Here is a 20,522-nt window from a genome sequence, read left to right as displayed (position 1 = left end):
GGGGAGTGAAGTCAAGGAAAAGTTGAACGGAGTACCGATGGCACCGGATGTGCAGGCCGGCCACCTCGAGCGCAGGAGCCTGCGCGACCAGGTCCTCGCTCTGGTGCGGCAGGCGCTGGTCTCGGGAGAGATCCGGCCCGGAGACATCTACTCGGCGGCGGCCCTTGCCACCCGCCTCGGCGTGTCCAGCAGCCCGGTACGCGAAGCGATGCTCACGCTGGTGAGCGAGGGACTCCTGGAACCCGTCCGCAACCGCGGCTACCGCGTGATACCCCTGAGCGAGCACGACCTCGACGAGGTCTACACCATGCGCCTGCTCCTCGAGGTCCCCGGCACACTCCAGGCAGCGGCGAACGCCAAGCCCGACGACATCGCCCGGCTCGGCGTCATCGCCGAAGAGATCGAACGGACCGCCCGCGAAGGCGACGTGGTCGGCTTCCTCGACGCCGACCGCCGCTTCCACCTGGGCCTGCTCGAACTGTGCGGCAACCGCCGCCTCGTGTCCACGGTCGCCGCGATGCGCGACCAGACCCGCCTGTACGGGCTCGAAGCCCTCGCGGAACAGGGCACCCTCGACAACTCGGCGCACGAGCACCGCGAAATCCTCGACGCGATCACCCGCGACGACACCGAGGGCCTGGAACGGCTGATGCGACAGCACCTGGAGCACACCCGCTCCGACTGGGCCAAGCCGGACGCGGAATGACCGGGGGAGTCGGCCTTCCGGCCGCACTCCCTCCCCTCCGCTGAAGAAGCGGGTTCACGCGCTACCGCAGAAGAGCCAGGTTCAGGCGCTCTCATTCAGCAACGCGAAGAACACGTCACCGCGGACCACCTCGAAGGGCTCATCGAGCAGGGAGGCCAGCTGTGCGATGTCGCCGGGTGTCCAGCTCCAGGCATTGATCGCGGCGGCGATGAACAGGGGCTGCGACTCGTCCCTGCCCTCGATGTGGCGCAGCAGCGCGTCGCGGAACTCCTCTCCCTTTCCCTGCGGGTAGAAGTTGCCGATCACCGGCAGCCCAGCGGGCCTGCTCTGCAGGTCGCCCGTCTCCCAGGACTGGATGATCCCGCGCAGCGGCGTGTTCTTGCGGTAGGAGCCCGCGACGCGCTCGTCGAAGGGGACCCAGCCGTCGTTCGCCGCATTGCGGGGGTTGTACGCGTAGACCAGGTCCATCCCGGTGCGGCGCAGGTAGCGGCCGGAGAGTTCGGTGTAGGCGTCCAGGGCCTTGGCGGGCCAGGAGCCGGGGTAGGTGTAACCCGCCCCGGAAGGACCGCAGATGAGCAGGTCGTTGTCGGTGGCGGTCTTCTGGTAGTAGGCCAGGAGCGCGGGCCCGATGTCGGCGAGCAGCGGGCTGACCGTCCAGTTGACGGGGACGCTGCCGCGCCGGGGGTGGTCCCAGATGTCCCGCATGCGGCGCTGGCAGTACTGCACGTTGTCGCCCTCGCCGACGGTGAGCGTGAGGTAGACGCGGTTGCGCGGTGTGGCCTTCGGGCGGCGCCGGACCGTACCGGAGATCTTCGCCCGCACACCCGCGTGGACAGTGCCGTTCATGTAGAAGTCGGCGGGGACGACCTCGATCCCGTGCTGCGAGGCACGGTCCACGCCGCCCCACTCACCTGCGACGTCGTTGGAGAACCAACCGGTGTACGGAGTGGTGGGCTTGAGCCGGGCGAAGGTCTCGTCCAGGAGCTTCCCGGTCTCGCCGGACGGCGGTAGCCACAGCACCATGGCTTTGCTCGCCACCACGTAGTCCCGGAAATACGGGAAGGGCTCGACGCGGGTGGGCGCGGTGCCGGTGGCGGTGACCAGGTACTGGTTCCACAGGTCGACCTCGATCACCAGGTGTTGTGTTCCGGCGGGGGCGGTGAAGCGGTAGACGAAGTAGCCGCCGCCGTCGCTGAACCGGTTGGACTGGTCGCCGAGGGAGGAGTTGAGCCCGTCGAAGAGGCAGGGCTTCTCGGCGTCCGTGCCGGGAGTGAACGAGGCGATCTCCTTGCCGTCCGCCTTCACCACGACGGAGGCGAGCGACGCGCCCCACCCGTCATCGGCGAAAGCGTCCTGGAACCGTACGTAGACGTCGTTGCCGCCGCCCAGTTCCGGGCTCAGGTCGAAGGTGCGCACCCGGCGGTTGGAACCGTCGCGGATCCGTTCGGCCTCGCGCGCCACCTGACGCCACGTCACGCCGTCGACGGCCACGGTCCGCGTGGGCGGCAGACCGGCCAGCAGGGCGTGGCTGCACTGCGGGAAGAGGTGGGTGAGCTGCCAGCGGTAGGTGGCGAGCACGTCGTCGGCGTCGAAGCGGCCGCGCAGATCCATGACCGTCTTCAGGCCGTGCGTACGCGCCTGCTCGGCGGTGGCGGCTACGGCGTTGTTCAGGCCGGCGAGGGTGGTGGCGATGTTCACCGAGTCGGGCACGTCCGGGTCGACCAGGATCGCGCCGCGCACCTGCGTGCGGTAGCGGCCGATGAGGTCGAGCGCGTCGTCGTGCCGGGTGACGGCCGCGCCGGTGGCGGGCAGCCACCGCAGATCGACCTCGCTCTTGTCGAAGTTGAAGTAGAGGCGCGGCTCACGCCGGTTGACGACGCCCTGGAGCGTCGTGAGCAGCAACTGGTCATGTCCGTCCAGGGTGCTGACGTCGGCGACATCAAGGCGGACGGGGCGGCCGAAGGACGGCAGGAGGCGGGCTGCGGCACCGGTCCCGGTGGCACGGGCCTGGGCGGCACGGGCCTGGGCGGCACCGGCTTGCTGCGGCGAGATCAGCCCCAGCCCTCCGCCCGCCAGAACCGCGCTGCCTGCTTGCAGAAGGATTCTTCGTGACACCATCGACGATCACTGCTCCTCAACACTGGCCGGAACACCTGACATCGTTGTCAATCGCTGAAGTTAAGCCGTGCGAAGGGGAGTTGTCCATGGGGCGGACAGGCCATTCTGGGGCCGGGGGTGCGTGGGCCCGGGAATCGCTCCTCCCGTCCAGGACTGCCCGCAGGGGGCCCGCGCAGGCTGGGGCGTTGGCAGGTTCGAAAGGGATGCGATCATAAGCGCGTCGTGTTCATTCGCCCGCGAGGTGATTTCTTGAGGAAGGTGGCACTGCGTTCCCACGCACTGTTGCCCCGGCAGTACGACCACCGGAGGATCCTGGCGACCACAGTGGACGCTTGGGGCCGGGCCCTCTGGCTGATCTGCCCCGACGCGGACCTCCAGCCGAGGCCGTACGGTCGGCCCTACCCCGAGCCACGCACCCGCCCTTATGACGCGCTCCTCGTCGTCAACAGCGGCGGCACTGTGCGGGAACAGCTCCTGCGCGGCGTGAGCTTGCGGGTGACCGGGCTGGATGCGTTGCCCAACGGCCGGTTCGTCCTGGAAGGCTACGGCGACGCAGGACATCACAACGCGCAGATCTATGGCTCTGATGGCCGACGACGCCACAGCTTCGCCATGGGGCGTGCGGTCGAGTACCTGATGGCGGACCGGCTGCACCATGTATGGAGTGCGTACTTCGACGAAGGCGTCTACGTCGACCCGATCAGTGCCGCCGGTCTGGTGCGCTGGGACAGCGGCGGCAACCAGCAGTGGAGATACACGCCTCCGCAGGGCGTCGAGTACATCGATACGGTTTACGCCTTCAACGTTGACGACGGCGTCGCGTGGGCCAGCTATTACCCGACGTTCCCACTGCTCGAGGCCCGGGCCAACGGGCAGATCCGGGTCCGCAAGACTCCGGTGGTCGCTCCCGCGGGCATGGCCGTGCACGAAGAGCAGGTCGTCATGCTCGGCGGCAACCGGCAGCCAGACCGCCTGCATCGCTGCCGCATGACAGAGCATGAGGTCCTGCTGACCGAGGAAGCCTGTCTCACTCTTCCCAACGGCGCACCCCTCAAGGGATACGCACGTCCCATCGGACGAGGCCGGCACCTGTATCTGTGCGGATCAGCTTCCAGACAGTGGTACGTCATGGGTATCTAGGCCCGATGCCGATGCCGATGCCGATGCCGTTGCTTTGGCTCGCGGGCTTATGGCTCTGGCAGATATTGGGTTGAGCGCGCAGATCAGCCCGTGCTACTTCTACCGGGCTGATCAACACCGATCATTAAGTACCCGAAGGGCTGGGCGACATGGCGCGTGGAGACCTGGTGCGGCTGCGGCCGATGGAGGCGTCGGATGCTGAGGCGCTGTGGCGGTGGAACCACGACCCCGACGTGATGCGCTGGATGGACGACGGCTACGCCCAGCCGCTGGACCAGGTGAGGAAGCGGCTGGAGGAACGCCCGCGTAATGCGTACGGCGACGTTCTCCTCGGCGTCGAGGTGCGGACCGACGCGCAGCTCATCGGGCTGGTCCGGCTGCGCGACGCCGAGCCGGAGACGGGATGCGCCGAACTCGACATCTACATCGGCGAGAAGGAGTACTGGGGGCGGGGCTACGCCACCGACGCCATGCGGACGGTCTGCCGCTATGGCTTCGAGAAGATGCGCCTGCACAAGATCACCCTGACCGTGGTCACCGAGAACCACGCCGCTCACCACATCTACCAGAAGGTCGGCTTCGTCGAGGAGGGCAGGCTGCGCCAGGTCTTCCGGCGCGACGGCCAGTGGTACGACATGTTCACGATGGGCCTGCTGGAAGGTGAACTCCGCCGCTGAACCAGCCTCTGCGGTGTCGTGGCCCGCAGGCCATGCATCTAAGCCATGCAGCCACGTCAGGTGCAGGGTCGGGCGTCCAGGAAATGGTGGAGGGACGCCGTCATGCTCGCCACGAAGGAGTCACGGGTCCGGTCGGGGACCAGGTCCAGCGACAGGTAGGGGTTGAGGTCCTCCAGCTCGACCAGGAGCAGTTCGCCGTCGCGGGTGCGGCAGGCGTCCACGCGCTGGATGCCGTGGTCGAGCGTGTTCCAGTCGATGAAGCGCCGGGCGAAGACCAGGTCGGCGTCGGTGGGATCGTAGGGCTCCAGGACCCAGCGCCGCTCCGGATCAGGGGCATGGAGGGCGTACTGGAAGGCGTCGTCGACGTAGTAGAAGGACACCTCGTAGCGGAAGTCGATGCGCGGCTGGACCAGGGTGTCACCGCAGGAGAGGGCGCCCAGTTGCTCCCGGGGCACGAAGGCCAGGCCGATCGAGTCCGCACCCGCCTTCGGCTTGACCGCATAGTGACCGGCCTTGGGCAGCAGGTGCAGGTCTTCGGGGTGGTCGATCGTGGGGATGACCGGATATCCCGCGGCGGTCAGGTCCAGCAGGTACTGCTTGTCGGCCATGTCGCCCCGGCCCGACAGCGGGTTGTAGATCCGGGTGCCGCGGGCCATGGCCTGCGCCCGGAAGGTGTCGTACTCCTTCTGATAATGCAGCACGGGCCCACTGTTGCGGACCACGACCGCGTCGAAGGCGTCCATCAGCGCGGCGGCATCCAGGGGGTGGCACATGGCTATGTCGAAGGCGTCGCGCAGCCGGGAGGCCAGGGAGATGTCCTCGTCGCAGTAGCGCCGCCCCTGTGCCTGATAGGCGAGGTCGGTCACGTACAGAACTCTGCGGCGGACAGGCATGGCGCATCTCCAAAGGCTTCGACGGTGATCGCAAACTTACCTATCCCTTGGGACACGGCTTCGGGCGGTCACACGCAATGCCGGGTCGCCACGAACAGGTGCCAATAGACACTCACCAAGAGATCGTCCGGCCGACTGCACCGGCCCGTGGGCGTAATCCCGTGGGCTGATGCCAGCGGCGTGCGATTGATCGGTGGGCCGATGTTGCGCGGGTGGTGCGCGTGACAGCGTCGTCGTGTGCCTGCGGGGCGTCCGCGAGGCACAGTTGACGATCCGTCACCAGGGGAGGGCCCTTGACCAGTACGCCGTTCATCAGCCGGAAGGGTATGACGCGCCGCCGCGTGATGGGAGCCGCGCTGGCTGCCGGGGTCGCGACGCCGCTGGTCGGCGTTGCGGGCACCGCGTGGGCCGGACCGGGCGCGGTCGCTCCTGCCGCTAGGCGGCTGACGCTGCCCGCGCCGAGGGGGCCGCACCCCGTGGGCACTGCACAACTGCATCTTGTGGACCGGTCGCGTCCGGACGACATCGCGGGCCCCGGACGCTTCCGCGAGCTGATGGCCACCATCTGGTATCCGGCCCGCGATGTGGGGCGGTATCCGGTGGCGCCCTGGATGCAGGCGGGCGCATTCGAGGCGTTCCTCGCCGATGCCGGGTTGAGTGATCTGGCCTCTCGGGGGCCGCTGACGGCCGGGCATGTAGGCGCTCCCGTGCGGCGTACGGGCCGGCGGCTGCCCGTGATCGTGTTCTCGCACGGCGCGCACAGTCACCAGGGCGACCACACCGTGGTGGTCCAGGAACTCGCCAGCCACGGGTACGCGGTGGTGACGGTAGCGCACCAATACGACACCTACACCCAGTTCCCCGATGGACGGATCGCCGTCCCGCTCGATGACGAGCGGGCGCCGACGCTGCCGGGGGACTTCGCCGCTGACCTGCGCTTCGTCTTGGACTGCGTCGAGGAAATCGCCGCCGGTCGCAATCCCGATGTGGACCGCAGACAGCTGCCGGTCGGGCTGTTGGGTTCCCTCGATGCGCGGCGCATGGGCGCGTTTGGCTGGTCCAAGGGCGGTACGGCCACCGCCTGCGCCATGCTCGCGGACGAGCGGATCCGGGCCGGCCTGAGCCTGGACGGGCCGATGCAGATGAAGCCACCATTGTCCGGCGACCTGGAGCGGCCGTTCATGATGATGTCGGCAGAGTTCGCCCGTTCCACCAATCCCGCGGCTGCCGCCTTCTGGTCGCAGCTGAAGGGCTGGCGGCTGGACATTCAGGCCCAGGGCGCGTCCCACATCTCGTACGGCGACAACGAGGCGCTGTTCCCGCAGGTGGCGGAGTTGTACGGGTGGAGCCGCCAGCAGCTGGAGGACGTGATCGGCACCCTCGACCCCGGTCAGGCGGTGCGGATCCAACAGGCCTATCCGCTCGCCTTCTTCGACCAGCATCTGCGCCACCGCCGGGAGCACCTGCTCGACGGTCCGTCCCCCGCGTTCCCTGCGGTGACATTCCTTCCGTGAGCGAGTGAGTGAGTGATCGAGTGAGTGACTGTCGGGGGGCCGCAGCACCGCGGCCCCCGGATCGGCACCGCGGCCTCCGGATCGGCGCCACCGCCGCCGATCGGCGGCGACTGTTTGAGGTTTCCCGATTTTCACTTGTCCGCACTGTCGGACCGCTATTGTTCCAACTGGCCCTTTCTCAAGCTTCCGGTCTCGGCCCTCGGGCTACGGACCGAGAAATTGAGAGGGGAACTCTCGTGGAAAACAAGCACAATCTGTGGCCCCGCGTTCGTCGCATGGCCACGAAGGTCGTTCCGGGCGTCGTGTCGGGTGTACTCGTCCAACTCATCCTCGCCCTGTTCGGCCTCAACTGAGGAAGGGCCACCAAGGGGGAACCACCCGGGGAGTACACCGGGCCCCCGCCTCAACCCCGCAAGCTCAGCTCTCGTTCTTGCGGCGCACCATCTCGGTGATCCAGATGGGTGCGTACGGAGACGTGCAGCCGGGGGATGTCGGGTAGTCCTTCAGGACCTCCAGGCGCTCACCGATGTCGAGGGCTCGGGCGCGGTGCTCGGCGTGCTCGATGCCGATCTGGGCCAGGCAGTGGTTCATCGCCCACTGCAGGCGCTCGGGGGCGTCCTTCATCTGCGCCTCGATGGCGTCGAGCAGACCCGCAAGGTCGAGGCCCTCGGGCTTCTTCGCCACGCGCTCGACGGTCAGCGCCCAGCCGGCGCTCGCGACCACGGGATCCGCATCGGCCAGCCAGGCCAGCCGGAGCTCCTCGGCGTTGGGGTTCTTCTTCACCACGTAGTTCACGAGCCAGTCGTGCACTTTGGGCGTCCGCGCCTGGCGCAGCATGGTGTCCAGCTCGTCACGCCCGAACGCCTTCGGGCGGCAGATGAGGAGAGCGAGGAGCCGCGCCGCGGTGTCCTCCGTAGCCCAGAGCTCACAGGCGAGTTCCTGCTGCGTCTTCAGTCGCTTCGCGAGCGCGCGCAGCTTGCCGAGGTTCACCCCGTGATCGTCACCGTGCTTCTCGTTCACCTCGCGTGCCTTGGGGTCCTCGAGCTCGGCCAGTTCGGCCATCACCTCGGCCAGAGTCGCCTCGGACATCTCGCAGCCTCCCTGAAAAGTACGGGTTCGCGTCCAAGGGCGATCTAAGCAGAAGGCCTGCGGCGCCCCGGTGTGTCACGCGCTGTCATCCAGGGCGTCCCGCAGACGGGCGACGATCGGCAGCAGACCGTCCGGATCCACGTGCACGGCCTGCTGGAGGTCTGCCAGGTCGGTGAGCGCCTCCGCGATCTGATGCCGCGAGGGGGCGTGCGACAGGAAGGCCCGCAGCTGCTCCTCGGCGCGTTCCCAGTCGGGCAGTGCGCACAGGACCACCAGGAGATTGCTGCGCGGCAGGTGCGCGAAGGCCGCCTCGCCCAGCGTCTGTGCCTCGTAGAGGGCCATCGCGCGCTGCCACTGCTCCGCCTCGCCGGACGTTCCCGAAAGCCTCATGGCCAGTGCGGCTTGGTAGGGGAACCAGCCGCAGTCGGGGCGCAGTTCGGCGGCACGAGCGAAGTCCGAGAGAGCTTCCTCGTAGCGGCCCAGGGCACGGTAGGTCTCTCCTCGCCAGCAGTGCGGCCAGGGGAAGAGCGACTCCAGGGCGAGCGAGTGATCGAGATCCGCGAGGGCGCGCTCGTGGTGTCCCAGGGTGAGGTGGACGTTCCCCCTGGCGGCATACGCCCACGCGCCCTGCGGGTCGACGGTGATGGCGTCGGTGTAGTCCGACAGTGCCGCTTCGTGGTGACCCATGCGGTGGTGGACCAAGCCGCGGAACTCAAGCGCCCATGTGTCATGGTGATCGAGGCTGAGGGCGCGGTCGAAGTCTGCCAGGGCATCTTCGTAGCGCCGCAGATTGTTGTAGGCGGCGCCGCGGCTGATCAGGTGCACGGGGGGAGCGCGGATCGAGCTCGACGGCACGGCTGTGATCCGCCAGGGCCGCTCCGTATCGGCGCATGGACTGGTGGGTGTGCCCGCGGCCCGTATAGGCGCGGGCCATGTCCGGATTCAGGGTCAGGGCGGCGGTGTAGTCGGCGAGCGCCTGCTCGTGACGGCCGTCGATACGGTGCAGACGGCCACGGAGCGTGTGGGCCAGCGCCCGCCCGCGCGGGCCGAGGCCGGGTGTGGCCAGCAGCAGTGTCAGCGCCTCCATGTCACTGGAGGGCCGCCCCGCGCAGTCCAGCAGAAGCTGTCCGGTCCTGACGAGATCGGGGGCGTCGCTGTCCTGTCCTGCCTGGAGAAGCAACTGGCCCCAGCGGCGCAGGGATTCGGTGCTGTGGCCGCAGGCTCGGACCGCGTCGTGCAGTGCGTCGGGCAGGGCGACGCGGCTTTGCGCACAGAGCCGGTGGTACGTCTCGTCCAGCCGGTGATCCCGCCAGAGGGGATCGTCCCAGTACCCGGCCGCGTCCGCGTGCCCGCCCGCGACCCCGTCCCCGTCCGGCGACAGCGTGCGTTCCTGATCGCGGCGCCAGGTGGCGAAGAGCGAGGCGAGGCGGTCGTGGAGCCGACGCCATTGGACGGGGGAGCGGGAGCGCTGTGCGCGCAGCATCGGGGCGCGAATGACGTCGTGGTAGCGCAGCCGCCCCGACTGGTGGCTGAGGAAGGGCAGTGCGCGCAGCCATCGGAAGCCGTCGGCGTCGGCGTCGGCGGCGGAGTTGGAGTTGGAGTCGGTGGAGTCGGCGGTGGGGGTGGGCACGAGAGCCCGGTAGATGTCCTCGTCGATGCGCAGGGGCAGGGCGCAGGCGAGCACGGTGTCGCGGCGGGCGGGGTCCTTCTCCCACTTGAGGAAACGGTCGACGGCCGTGTCGGAGGGATCACCGACGGCGTCCACCTGCTGGGGGCGGCTCCTGGCGAAGGCGTCCAGCAGCACGGGCAGTCCGCCGGACAGGCGCAGGGCTGCCTCCACCACGCGTGCGTCGGTCACGGCGCCCGCGGCGAGCAGCGCCCGGGCCTCCTCCGGAGTGAATGGCTCGAGCGTGACATCGGTGACCAGGTCGAGGCTGTCGCCCCAGCACGCGGCGTTCAGGGAGCCCTGGCCCGCCAGCACCGTCTGGACGTTCGCCGGTACCGCTCCGAATGCCTCGCTGACCAGCATGTCCCGCAGCCAGAGGTCCAGCAGGGGAGCTGTGCGCTCGTAGGTGTCGAAGAACAGCACCACCCACGGCCGGCGCCCTGCCACGTCCCCCAGATCGGCCAGGAAGCGCGGCGTGAGCACCTTGAGCGGCGACAGCACCAGCTCCACGTCCTCGTGGCTGCGCAGCCACGAACTGAGCGCCGCACGCATGTGGTCGAGGCCGGAGGCCACCTGCTCCGGGCGGACCACACCGCTGAACGCGCCGACCCCTGGGACCAGGCCCAGTCCGGCCACGCCGACCTGCGCCGCGAACACGCTTGCGGACGAGGGGGTCGCGCGTCCTGCTTCTGGCGCGCCTTGAGTGCCTGGAGTGCCGCCTCGAGCTCCGTGAGCTCCCTGAGCATCTGGAATGCCTTGAATGGCTTGTACGGCGGAGGCGGCTTCCGCCTCGTGACGCCTCTGCCGGTAGGCGGCAAGCAGCTTGTCGAACGACTTCAGCGCACAGCCCTGGCGCCCCAGTTGAGCGCTGACCGACTCCATGGCCTCGACCGCGCTGTGGACGTCGTCGCCCACGACGGCGGTGACCGCGCCCTCTTGCCGCGCTATCGCCTCCCACTGCCGTACGAGCGTCGATTTGCCGACCCCGGCGAGACCGTGGACATGGAAGAGGAACTGATAGGCATCGGCACCGACCCCCTGCGCCAGGTTCTCCCGGAACATCGCGAGCTCACGTCGCCGCCCCACAAAGCCGCCGCTGCGCCGACGCCGGATCAGTTCCTGCCTCGATACCGCCCCCTGCGCCATCACAGCCTCCTCCGCGCCCGGCATCCAGGATGTCGGATCCGGCACTTCCATGTGCCTGAACGCAGCCACCGATCACGTCCGCTCGTAGCTCCTCGCGCGTGAAGCGGCTGTGAACACCCTGTGGAGGTCGTGTCGGTGGGGCCGCTTATGCTGCACCCCGACGATCACGCGGGACCAGGGGAGGGCGCGGCATGCTCGGCAAGCTGTTCGGCAGGGGCGAGGAGAGACCGGAGGCGGATCCGTACGCCTTGCCCGTCTCGCGCAGGCAGAAGAACGGGATGTACACGTTGCGGGCGCTGGGGGACGTGCGCGTGCTCGCGCTCGTCGAGGCGGCCGGTGCCGGTGACTGGGAGGCGGTCAAGGCCGCGCTGGTCCCCTTCGATCTCGGCCGTGACCACCACGTCCTCGATGAGCTGGCTGACTTGGACGGCGTGCAGGACTGGATCGGCCGGGCCGTCGAGGAGGACAAGGAACACCGGGCGACCGCCCTGCTGATATCCGGTGCACGCCACATCAGCTGGGGCTGGGAGGCCCGCACCGCCGACCGCGCCGTGAACGTCTCCCAGGAGCAGTGGCGGGTGTTCCACGAGCGGCTCCACATCGCCGAGGAGCACCTCTTCGAGGCCGCTGAATCGCAGCCGGACTGGGTCACGCCCTGGCGCCGCCTGCTCACCTCGGGCCGCGGCATGTCGCTGGGCCACGCCATCAACGAGACCCGCCTCCACGCCGCCCTGCGCCGCGCCCCGCTGGACCTGGAGACGCACGTGGAATGGCTGTCGCAGATGCAGCCCCGCTGGGGCGGCGAGCCGGGCCAGGCCCTGGCGTTCGCCCGCGACGCCTTCGCCCGCGCCCCGCAGGGCCACCGTCTGGGCTGCGTGATCGCCATGGCGCACATCGAGGACTGGGTCGAGTCGGATGACGGGGACTGCCTCGAAACCGCCGAGATCCGCGACGAGTTGCGTGACGCGGCGGATCGCAGCATCCTCCACCCCGCCTACGTATGGCGCCCGGGCTGGCAGCACGACTTCAACACGTTCGCCATGGCCTTGTCGCTGGCCGAAGAGCGCCACACGATCCGGCGGGTCTTCAAGTCGCTGGACGGCGCCTACACCGGCTGGCCGTGGAGCTTCCTCGCCGAGCCCGAGAAGCGGTTCGCCCGCCACCACCGCCACGCCTGAGCGCGCGCTGTTCCCGGTCTGCCAACCAGCAACGTCAGGCCTGAGCGCACGCCGTTCCTGCTCTGCCAACCAGCACTGCCACACCTGAGCGCACGCTGTTCCTGCGCTACCAACCAGCGCCGCCACACCTGAGCGCACGCCGTTCCCGGCTACCGACCAGCACCGCGTCTACCGACCACCACCGCCACGCCTGAGCACCCGCCGTCCCCGGTCTGCCCGCCACCACCGCCACGCCCGGGGCAGGCCGCTCCCGCCGTGCCCGCCACCTGTCGCCCTCCCACTCCGGACTGCCGATGAATCTGCCCCGCACCGCCGCGACCCCGGCCGCCGCCGATCACACCTTCCAGGTGGATCTGCGCGGCCTCGTCGACCTCCTCTCCCACCACCTCTACTCCAGCCCTCGTGTCTACCTGCGCGAACTCCTGCAGAACGCGGTGGACGCCCTGACCGCCCGGCGCGGCCTCGAACCGGGCGCCCCCGCCGAGGCCTTCGGCATCCGCCTGTACGCGGATGGCGCGCTGGTGCGCGTCGAGGACGACGGCGTGGGACTCACCGAGGCCGACGTCCACACTTTCCTCGCCACGATCGGCCGCAGCAGCAAGCGCGCCGAGCAGATCGCCGAACAACGCGGCGACTTCATCGGCCAGTTCGGCATCGGCCTGCTCTCCTGCTTCCTGGTCGCCGACGAGATCCACGTCGTCAGCAGGTCCGCCCGTACCCCCGACGCTCCCGTCGTGGAGTGGCGGGGCCGCGGCGACGGCAGCTACACCATCCGCGCCCTGCCCGCCTCCGCCCGCCCCCGGCCCGGCACCACCGTCACGCTGACGCCCCGCGCCGACGCCGGCGAGTGGACCCGGCCGGCCCGGGTGCACGCGCTGGCCCGGCACTTCGGCTCCCTGCTCCGCCACCCGGTGACCTTCGACGACGGCACGGGCGGCACAGGCGGCACGGGCGGCACGGGCGGTGCACGCGGCCCGGCGGCCCGCATCAACGCCGAGCCCGCACCCTGGGCACGTACGTACCCCACACCCGGAGCCCGCTCCCGCGCCCTTGCCGCCTACGGCGAGGACGTCTTCGGGTTCACGCCGCTGGACACCATCGAACTCGACCTGCCGGCCGTGGGGTTGAAGGGCATCGCGTGCGTGCTGCCCGAGGCGGTGCCGGCCGGGCGCCGCCACGGCCACCGCGTGCACGTCAAGGGCATGCTGCTGTCCGAGCAGGCCGAGGAGATCCTGCCCGAGTGGGCGTTCTTCGTCCGCTGCGTCATCGACGCCGAAGGCCTGCGCCCGACGGCCTCACGCGAGTCCCTGTACGAGGACGACACCCTCGCCGCCGTCCGCGAGGCCCTCGCCGAGCGGCTGCGCGCCTGGATCGCACGGGCCGCCGCCAGCGACCCGGACCTGCTCACCCGCTTCCTGCAGGCCCACCACCTGGCCGTGAAGTCCCTCGCCGTGCACGACGACGAGATCCTGCGGATGCTGCTGCCCTGGCTGCCCTTCGAGACCAGCGACGGACACACCACCCTCGACGCATTCGCGCGCACCCACCGCACCGTCCTCGTGACCTCGAGCGTGGAGGAGTTCCGGCAGATCGCCGCGATCGCCTCGGCCGCCGGCCTCGGCGTCGTCAACGGCGGCTACACCTACGACCGTGAACTGGTCCACCGGCTGCCCGAGATCAGGCCCGAGGTCAGCGTCGCCGACCTCGACCCGGCGGTCCTCACCGCCCACCTGGACCCCGTCGACCGCGAGACCGAACTGGCCGCAGCCGCCTACCTCGCCCGGGCCCGCGATGCCCTGGCCGTCTTCGACTGCGACGTCGCACTGCGCACCTTCCAGCCCGCCTCCGCCCCCGCCCTGCTCATCGACAGCCGCGAGGCACGGCACGAACGCACCCGCTCCCAGCTCGCCCGGGAGCAGGAGGGCGGCCTGTGGGGCGACATCCTGGGCGCCCTGCGCCAGGAAGCCCCGCGAGCCCAGCTGATCCTCAACCAGCTCAACCCGCTGGTGCGCACCGCCGTCGCCATCGAGGAGCCCGAGCTGGCGCGCACCAGCGCCGAAGCCCTCTACGGGCAGGCCGCGCTGCTGTCCCGGCGCCCGCTCAGGCCCGCCGAATCGAGCCTGATCAACCGCTCCTTCCTCGACCTTCTCGCCCACGCCCTGCGCAAGGACAGCTGACGATGCCGACCGCACCCCAGACCACCGACGCGCTGTACGAGGCGCTCCAGGAGAACGACCGGCGCCCCTACGGCCGCACCCGCACCGTCACCGCCGAGGAACTGGTCGACGCCGCCGAGCAGTTCGCCCAGCCCGTCCCGCTCATCCACGCGCTGCTCGAACTCCAGGAGGCCTACACCTACGGCTCCGAACCCCGTAAGTCGCCGGTCGTCTTCGCCCGCCTGCTCACCCTCTTCGACGAGCAGCCCGACGTCTTCGACGAGCGGCTGCGCCACCTGCTGTTCTGGCGGTTCAAATGGGTGGCCAGCGCGCTGCGCGCCCTGCCCGAGATACCGCTGTCCAGCCTGCACCAGTGGCTCACCGAGATGCGCGACCGCTACGCGAAGGCCGGCCTCGGCCTCCAGCCCTACTACGGACAGGCCTACCACCTGGCCGTCCACCTCGGTCAGGACACGGACCTCGCCTACGAGCTGTGGGCGGGCCGCACCCGCACCCCGTTCAGCGACTGCGAGGCCTGCGAGATCTGCGGGCGCGCCCGCCACCACCTGGCGGCGGGCGACGACGCGCGGGCGCTGCGCGCCTGGGAACCGGTCCTCGCGGGGAAGGAATCCTGCCAGGAGGAGCCGGCCCGCTCCATCTCCCACGCGCTGTTGCCCCTGGTACGCACCGGACAGACCGAGCGGGCCCGTGCCCTGCACCTGGCCGGCTACCGCGGCTGCCGCCGCAACCCCGCGATGTCCGGGGAGGTCGGCAGGCACCTGGAGTTCTGCGCGCTCACCGGCAACGAGGCACGCGGTCTGGAACTGCTCGCCGAGAACCGGAGCCTGTTCGAGGAGGTGGACTCGCCGCTGGACCTGCTCGACTTCCTCACCGGCGTCGAAGTCCTCCTGCAGCGCGTCGAACTCCTCGGACACGGCGACCTGCCCGCCGCGGGATACGCGGGACGCACCTGGACGGCAGCCGGCCTGCGCGCCGAGGTGCGCAGCCGAGCCGATGACCTCGCCGCCCGCTTCGACACCCGCAACGGAACCACCGCTCACACCGACGAACGCAGGGCCCGCCTCGACCGCGCCCCGCTCCTGGACGCGCTGGAACTGACCCTGCGCACCCGGGGCCTCGACGAAGCGGCCCCCGCCGCGCCGGTCGCCCCGCCCGCAGCCCGGACGACCGCCGCCCTCCCCGAGTCGCTGCCCGAACTCATCCTCCGGGCGCGGGCCCTGGACGAGCAGGGGCACCCGGACGCGGGGGCCTGCTGGAAGCGGCTGCGCACGCTCGCCACCGCACGCTCCTACACCCACCCCGGGGACCCGGCCGTGGGCCCGCTTGCCCAGCTGCGCGCGGACCTGCTGACCGACGAGGCGAACCGGTCCGCCCAAAAGGACGACTACGCCGACGCCGCCGCACTCCACGAAGAGGCCGCCGGCCTGTACGAAGACGCCGGCGCACCGGGCCACGCGGCACTCGCCCGCGCCTGCGCCCTGCTCGCCGCGGCCCAGATCCCCGACCCGGACGACGACGGGACCGAGGCCGGGGCAACCGCGCTGACCGCCGCCCACGCGACCATGGTGGGCCTGCACGAGCAGACACCCGACCTCGCCCCCTATCAGGAGGCCCGCCTGCTGCGCCTGCGCGCGACCGCGCTCGGCCTGCGCCTGCAGACGACCCGAAGCCCCGAGTACACCGAACCGGCCTTCGCCGAGATCAACCTGCTGCAGGACTTCGCCACCCGGCACGACCTCACCGGCCAGATCGCCAACGCCCGGCTGCTGCGGGCCACCACCCACGCCATCTCCGGCGCCCTGCTCGCCGCGGTCACCGAGGCCGACGCCCTCCTCGACGAACTCAAGACGCACGGCCCCGCCTGGTACCTGCCCCGCACGCTCGGCCTGCGCGGCCGACTCCAGCTGGGCCTGAGAGACGTGCGGGCCGCACACGCGGACCTGACCGAGGGCCTGCGCCTGGCCGCCGACTGGCCGGCCGAAACGGTCGACACCACCCGTTTCCACGGCGACCTGGCCGAAGTCTGTATGCACCTGGACCGCCCCGACGAGGCACTGCGGCACCTGACGCGGTCGGCGGAACTGGACCTTCGCCACGGCAACCGGACCGACGCGTTCTGCACCTACAGCAACGCGGCCCAGCTCAGCCTCGACCTGGGACGCATCGAGGACTGCATCGCCCTGCTCGACTCCCTCCTGGCCGAACCGGACGTCGCCGGCGGAGAGCTTGACGACCGGCTCGCGGCCCAACTGCGCCTGATCCGCGCCCGTGCGCTGCACGCGGGGGAGGACCTCAAGGCCGCTACGGCGGAGTTCGTCGCCCTCGCGGCCGAATCAGCCGGCTGGGACGACGACCCGGCGAGCCACGCCATGATCGCCGGAGAGACGGCCGTACTCCTCGGCGAGTCCGGCGAGTTCGACCGGGCCCGCCAGGCCGTCGACCAGGCGCTCGCCGCCCACGCCCGGGCCCCTCGTTACGAACAGCTCAGCAACTGCCTGCGCGAACTCGCCCGCCTCCAGACCCGCCGGCAGGGCCCCGACGGCCTGGCCGACGCCCTCACCTATCTCGCCGACGCAGGCGGGATCGCCGACCAGGCCCGCGCCGCCGACTACGAGGCCCACGGCCGCTCCCTGGACACCGCCCTTGCCTACGAATACGGGCGGGTCAACGCCCACGCCGGTGCCTACGAAGACGCCCTGGCGGCGTTGGAGAAGGCACTGGCCCTGCTCGGCGAACCGGGAGCGGACGATGAGGACCGTGCCGGTGAGTGGGCCGAGTGCGTCCGTCTCGCGAGTGCCGTGGAGGGCATCTACCTGGAACGCCCCGACCCCGCCCTCACCCGCCTCGACGCGGCGATCTCCCGCCTGATCGACCTGGGGCACGCAGAGGACACCGAGCCGCTCACTGCCTTGGCCGCCCGCTTGCGCGACGAGGAGTAACGGGACGGGTCCGGCGCCGGGGCGGAAGTCTCTCCGGCGCCGGACCTCGGTCACGACGGCGGCACGTCTGCCGCTGCTGCCGCGGGTTCCAGGACGAAGACGGGGATCACGCGGTCGGTCTTCTCCTGGTACTCGGCGTACGGCGGATACGCGGCGACCGCGCGCTGCCACCACTGGGCCTTCTCGTCCCCGGTGATCTCACGGGCCGTCATGTCCCGGCGTACGGAACCGTCCTGGAGTTCCACGCGCGGGTCGGACCGGAGGTTGAAGTACCAGACGGGGTGGCGCGGGAAGCCGCCCTTGGAGGCCACCGCCGCATACCGTCCCTCGTGTTCCACGCGCATCAGCGGAATCTTGCGGATCTTGCCGCTCTTCGCGCCGCGCGTCGTGAGGATGACGACGGGCAGGCCCGTGTCCCACAGCGTCGCCCCCTGCGTGCCGCCCGTGCTCTCGTACAGCTCGACTTGGTCGCGCACCCACTGTGCCGGACTCGGCTCGTACTCGCCCTCAAGAGGCATCGTGATCCGCCTGTCGTCGCGTACGGACTGTGTTGCGCGGTTCAACACGGACACCGCCCGGATTCATCCTCGCCGCACCGCCGGGTGCGTTTGCCGGACAGTGTCACACCCCTTCCGCGTGTGCGGGCCGTCGGAAAATCCGGTGGCGCGGTGGCATGGATGAGATAGCCTGTCCCAGATTTCACGCGGCAGGTCCTCTGCCGCCCCACTCGGCGCGCTCGGCGTCGACACGCACCGCGTGCCCTGCCCGGAAGGAGGCGAGAGACATGGACCGTGCTGAATGCGTTGCGGCCATAGTTGCCTCAGGCCGTGTGCCCTCCCTCCTCTGCGGCGCGCGGTAACACTTCCCCCTTTTTGTTTCTTGTCGTCGGCGTCTTCCTGAGATGCCGCGTCACGAGATGTCCTGGCCTGCGCGGTTTGTCGCCGCGCGGGCCGCGGGGGCGCGCGCCCGAAGACGGGCCTTTCTTTTGCTGGTCACCGTGATCTCGGCACTCTCCGCCGCACGGCCCGCAAGAGCGCCGCCATGCCGTGTTCCCGTGCTGCGTACACCGGCCCGTCGTCACCACTGCGACCGTCCCTGGCCGGCTGTCTCGACAGCACTTCGACACGAAACATGCGTGATCGCCATGAGCAAGAAACGTCCCCGAGGGGAATCCCTACCGCCCGTCCCCTCCAAGGCCACCGACCGTTCCCCGGACCGCGAGGCTCCCGCCCAGACTCCGGCACCGGATCCGAAGCGCTGGTGGGCGCTGGCCGTCATCGCTCTCGCCCAGCTGATGGTGATCCTCGACGGCACCATCGTGAACATCGCACTGCCCTCCGCCCAGAGCGCCCTCGGCATGTCCGACGGCGACCGGCAGTGGGTCATCACCGCCTACACGCTGGCCTTCGGCGGGCTGCTGCTGCTCGGCGGCCGGATCGCCGACCTGGTGGGCCGCAAGCGCACCTTCGTCATCGGCCTGGCCGGGTTCGCCGCGGCCTCCGCGCTGGGCGGCGCGGCGGCCGGTCCCTGGATGCTGTTCGCGGCGCGGGCCCTGCAAGGCGCGTTCGCGGCGCTCCTGGCGCCCTCCGCCCTCTCACTGCTGACGACGACGTTCACCGACCCCAAGGAGCGGGCCAAGGCGTTCGGGGTCTACGGTGCGCTGGCCGGCGGCGGCAGCGCGGTCGGGCTGATCGTGGGCGGTCTCCTGACCGAGTACCTGAACTGGCGCTGGTCCCTGTACGTCAACGTGCCCATCGCACTGGCCGCGCTGCTCGGCGCACCGGCCTTCCTGCGCGACCGCTCCGGCCGCCGGGGCGGGCACCTGGACGTGCCGGGCGCGCTCCTTGGCTGCGGCGGGCTCGTCGCCCTCGTGTACGGCTTCAGCGAGGCCGAACCCCGCGGCTGGACCAGCCCGCCGGTGCTCACCCTGCTCGTGGCCGGCGTGATCCTGCTCGCCGCCTTCGTGTGGTGGCAGACCCGCGCGGCGAGCCCGCTGCTGCCGCTGCGCATCGTCAAGGACCGTGTCCGGGCCGGAGCGTTCGCGACAATGGGCCTGGCCACCGTCGGCATGTTCGGCGTCTTCCTGTTCCTGACGTACTACCTGCAGATCGTCCTCGGCTACCCGCCCGTGCGGACCGGCCTGGCCTTCGTGCCGATCTCGGCCGGGATCGTCGTCGGCGCGACCCAGATCGCGGCCCGCCTGCTGCCACGCACGGCGCCGCGCATCCTGATGTCGTCCGGCATGGTGCTGGCCGCCGCAGGCATGGTGCTGCTCAGCCGCCTGACCGTGCACGCGCAGTACGTGCCGCACGTGCTGCCCGCCCTGCTGCTGCTCGGTCTGGGCATGGGCCTGACCTTCATGCCGGTCTACGCGACGGCCACCGCCGGCGTGCCCGCGCAGGACGCGGGTGTGGCCTCGGCTGCCCTCAACACCGTTCAACAGATGGGCGCTTCGCTGGGAACCGTACTGCTCAACACCATCGCCACCGGCGCCACCAGCCGTTACGTCCACGCGCAGGACGCGGCCCACGGCGGCACGACCCTCGACGAAGGCATGGTGCACGGCTTCTCCGTCGCCTACTGGTGCTCGGCGGGCGTCCTGCTGCTCGCCGCCCTGGTGGCGGGCCTGACCGTACGGCCCAAGACGCCGAAGCACGCCGGAGACGACGCACCGGCCCAGTGAGCCGGGGTCGCGCCCCGCCACCGTCCACTCACCCCTCGCCCAACCCCCCCCCGAAGGATCCGCCATGAAACCCCTGACCGAGCACGACATCCGTACCTCGTTCGTCAACTGCTCGAAAGGCGAGGCCAAACGCCTCCCCCTGCCCAAGAACCTGGCGGACCTCGACCGCTGGGACGACCTGGACTTCCTGGGCTGGTTCGATCTGTCCGCGCCCGATCGCAAATATCTCGTCGTCGAACGCGCCGGTGAACTCGTCGGCCTGTCCCTGCGCTCCGCCTCCGGCAATCGCGGCTTCCTGCGCCGCAGCATGTGCTCGCTGTGCCTGACCACACATCCGGGCAGCGGCGTCTCCCTCATGACCGCCCCCAAGGCAGGTCCGGCCGGCCGCCAGGGCAACTCGGTGGGCCTCTACATCTGCTCCGACCTGGACTGCTCGTTGTACGTACGGGGCAGGAAGAAGCCGGCACCGGGCGGGCGCATGGAGGAGTCCCTCACCGTCGAGCAGCAGATCGAGCGCCTGCGCGACAACCTCGACGCGTTCGTGGAGCGGGTCATCCACTGAGAGCGGGTCTGCCGCTGAGGCCGACAGGGGCTCG

General features: G+C 70.4%; 15 protein-coding genes. 9 read left to right on the top strand and 6 right to left on the bottom strand.

The annotated features are described in order from the left end of the window. Positions 1 to 37: 37 nt before the first annotated feature. A complete protein-coding gene (locus tag ABZ906_RS07210) occupies positions 38 to 706 on the top strand; it encodes a GntR family transcriptional regulator (RefSeq protein WP_361196448.1) in 669 nt (222 codons plus the stop codon). 81 nt (positions 707 to 787) lie between these two features. Here the strand turns inward: ABZ906_RS07210 and ABZ906_RS07205 are convergent, their stop codons facing one another. Continuing rightward, positions 788 to 2,824 (bottom strand): GxGYxYP domain-containing protein, encoded by a 2,037-nt coding sequence (locus tag ABZ906_RS07205; protein WP_361378544.1) that lies wholly within the window; start codon positions 2,822 to 2,824, stop codon positions 788 to 790. Positions 2,825 to 3,082: 258 nt separating this feature from the next. Between ABZ906_RS07205 and ABZ906_RS07200 the strand changes: the two genes are divergently transcribed. Continuing rightward, entirely contained in the window at positions 3,083 to 3,964 is an 882-nt protein-coding gene (locus tag ABZ906_RS07200; protein ID WP_361378541.1) for a hypothetical protein, read from the top strand. A gap of 149 nt (positions 3,965 to 4,113) precedes the next feature. Next, on the top strand, positions 4,114 to 4,641 hold the full coding sequence (locus ABZ906_RS07195; RefSeq protein ID WP_361378538.1) for a GNAT family N-acetyltransferase: 528 nt from the start codon (positions 4,114 to 4,116) through the stop codon (positions 4,639 to 4,641). Between the two features lie 56 nt (positions 4,642 to 4,697). Here the strand turns inward: ABZ906_RS07195 and ABZ906_RS07190 are convergent, their stop codons facing one another. Next, positions 4,698 to 5,534 carry a hypothetical protein gene (locus ABZ906_RS07190; RefSeq protein ID WP_361378535.1) on the bottom strand — a complete coding sequence of 279 codons (837 nt, stop codon included), beginning with the start codon at positions 5,532 to 5,534 and terminating at the stop codon, positions 4,698 to 4,700. 293 nt (positions 5,535 to 5,827) lie between these two features. Between ABZ906_RS07190 and ABZ906_RS07185 the strand changes: the two genes are divergently transcribed. After that, positions 5,828 to 7,048, top strand: a complete 1,221-nt coding sequence (locus ABZ906_RS07185) for an acetylhydrolase (protein WP_361378532.1) — start codon at positions 5,828 to 5,830, stop codon at positions 7,046 to 7,048. Between the two features lie 417 nt (positions 7,049 to 7,465). Here ABZ906_RS07185 and ABZ906_RS07180 read toward each other — a convergent pair whose 3' ends face one another. The 3 genes from ABZ906_RS07180 to ABZ906_RS07170 form a co-directional block, all read right to left on the bottom strand. Next, entirely contained in the window at positions 7,466 to 8,137 is a 672-nt protein-coding gene (locus ABZ906_RS07180) for a DNA alkylation repair protein (RefSeq protein ID WP_361378529.1), read from the bottom strand. Positions 8,138 to 8,212: 75 nt separating this feature from the next. After that, positions 8,213 to 8,962, bottom strand: coding sequence for a tetratricopeptide repeat protein (locus tag ABZ906_RS07175; RefSeq protein WP_361378526.1), 750 nt, complete (start codon positions 8,960 to 8,962; stop codon positions 8,213 to 8,215). Continuing rightward, positions 8,865 to 10,949 (bottom strand): tetratricopeptide repeat protein, encoded by a 2,085-nt coding sequence (locus ABZ906_RS07170; RefSeq protein WP_361378523.1) that lies wholly within the window; start codon positions 10,947 to 10,949, stop codon positions 8,865 to 8,867. Before ABZ906_RS07170 ends, ABZ906_RS07175 begins: the two co-directional genes overlap by 98 nt. A gap of 191 nt (positions 10,950 to 11,140) precedes the next feature. On the opposite strand from ABZ906_RS07170, the gene ABZ906_RS07165 reads away from it, so the two are divergent. The 3 genes from ABZ906_RS07165 to ABZ906_RS07155 all read left to right on the top strand — a co-directional run bounded on the left by ABZ906_RS07165 (position 11,141) and on the right by ABZ906_RS07155 (position 17,243). Beyond that, the gene (locus tag ABZ906_RS07165; protein ID WP_361378520.1) at positions 11,141 to 12,127 is read left to right on the top strand and encodes a hypothetical protein; all 987 of its coding nucleotides are present in this window, start codon (positions 11,141 to 11,143) and stop codon (positions 12,125 to 12,127) included. Positions 12,128 to 12,420: 293 nt separating this feature from the next. Then, positions 12,421 to 14,304: an HSP90 family protein gene (locus ABZ906_RS07160; RefSeq protein WP_361378517.1), complete on the top strand. Its 1,884-nt coding sequence runs from the start codon at positions 12,421 to 12,423 to the stop codon at positions 14,302 to 14,304. Between the two features lie 2 nt (positions 14,305 to 14,306). Next, entirely contained in the window at positions 14,307 to 17,243 is a 2,937-nt protein-coding gene (locus ABZ906_RS07155; RefSeq protein ID WP_361378514.1) for a hypothetical protein, read from the top strand. Between the two features lie 50 nt (positions 17,244 to 17,293). Here the strand turns inward: ABZ906_RS07155 and ABZ906_RS07150 are convergent, their stop codons facing one another. Continuing rightward, positions 17,294 to 17,761: a nitroreductase family deazaflavin-dependent oxidoreductase gene (locus ABZ906_RS07150; protein ID WP_361196550.1), complete on the bottom strand. Its 468-nt coding sequence runs from the start codon at positions 17,759 to 17,761 to the stop codon at positions 17,294 to 17,296. A gap of 626 nt (positions 17,762 to 18,387) precedes the next feature. Here ABZ906_RS07150 and ABZ906_RS07145 point away from each other — a divergent pair. Both ABZ906_RS07145 and ABZ906_RS07140 read left to right on the top strand, forming a co-directional pair. Beyond that, positions 18,388 to 19,926, top strand: a complete 1,539-nt coding sequence (locus tag ABZ906_RS07145; protein WP_361378511.1) for an MFS transporter — start codon at positions 18,388 to 18,390, stop codon at positions 19,924 to 19,926. Between the two features lie 64 nt (positions 19,927 to 19,990). Beyond that, entirely contained in the window at positions 19,991 to 20,488 is a 498-nt protein-coding gene (locus ABZ906_RS07140; protein WP_361196485.1) for an FBP domain-containing protein, read from the top strand. Positions 20,489 to 20,522 lie beyond the last annotated feature (34 nt).

The organism is Streptomyces sp. NPDC046925, assembly GCF_040644915.1.
Taxonomy (GTDB): domain Bacteria; phylum Actinomycetota; class Actinomycetes; order Streptomycetales; family Streptomycetaceae; genus Streptomyces.
The sequence above is the reverse complement of the archived record's forward strand: the minus strand, read 5'-3'. Positions and strand labels throughout refer to the sequence as shown.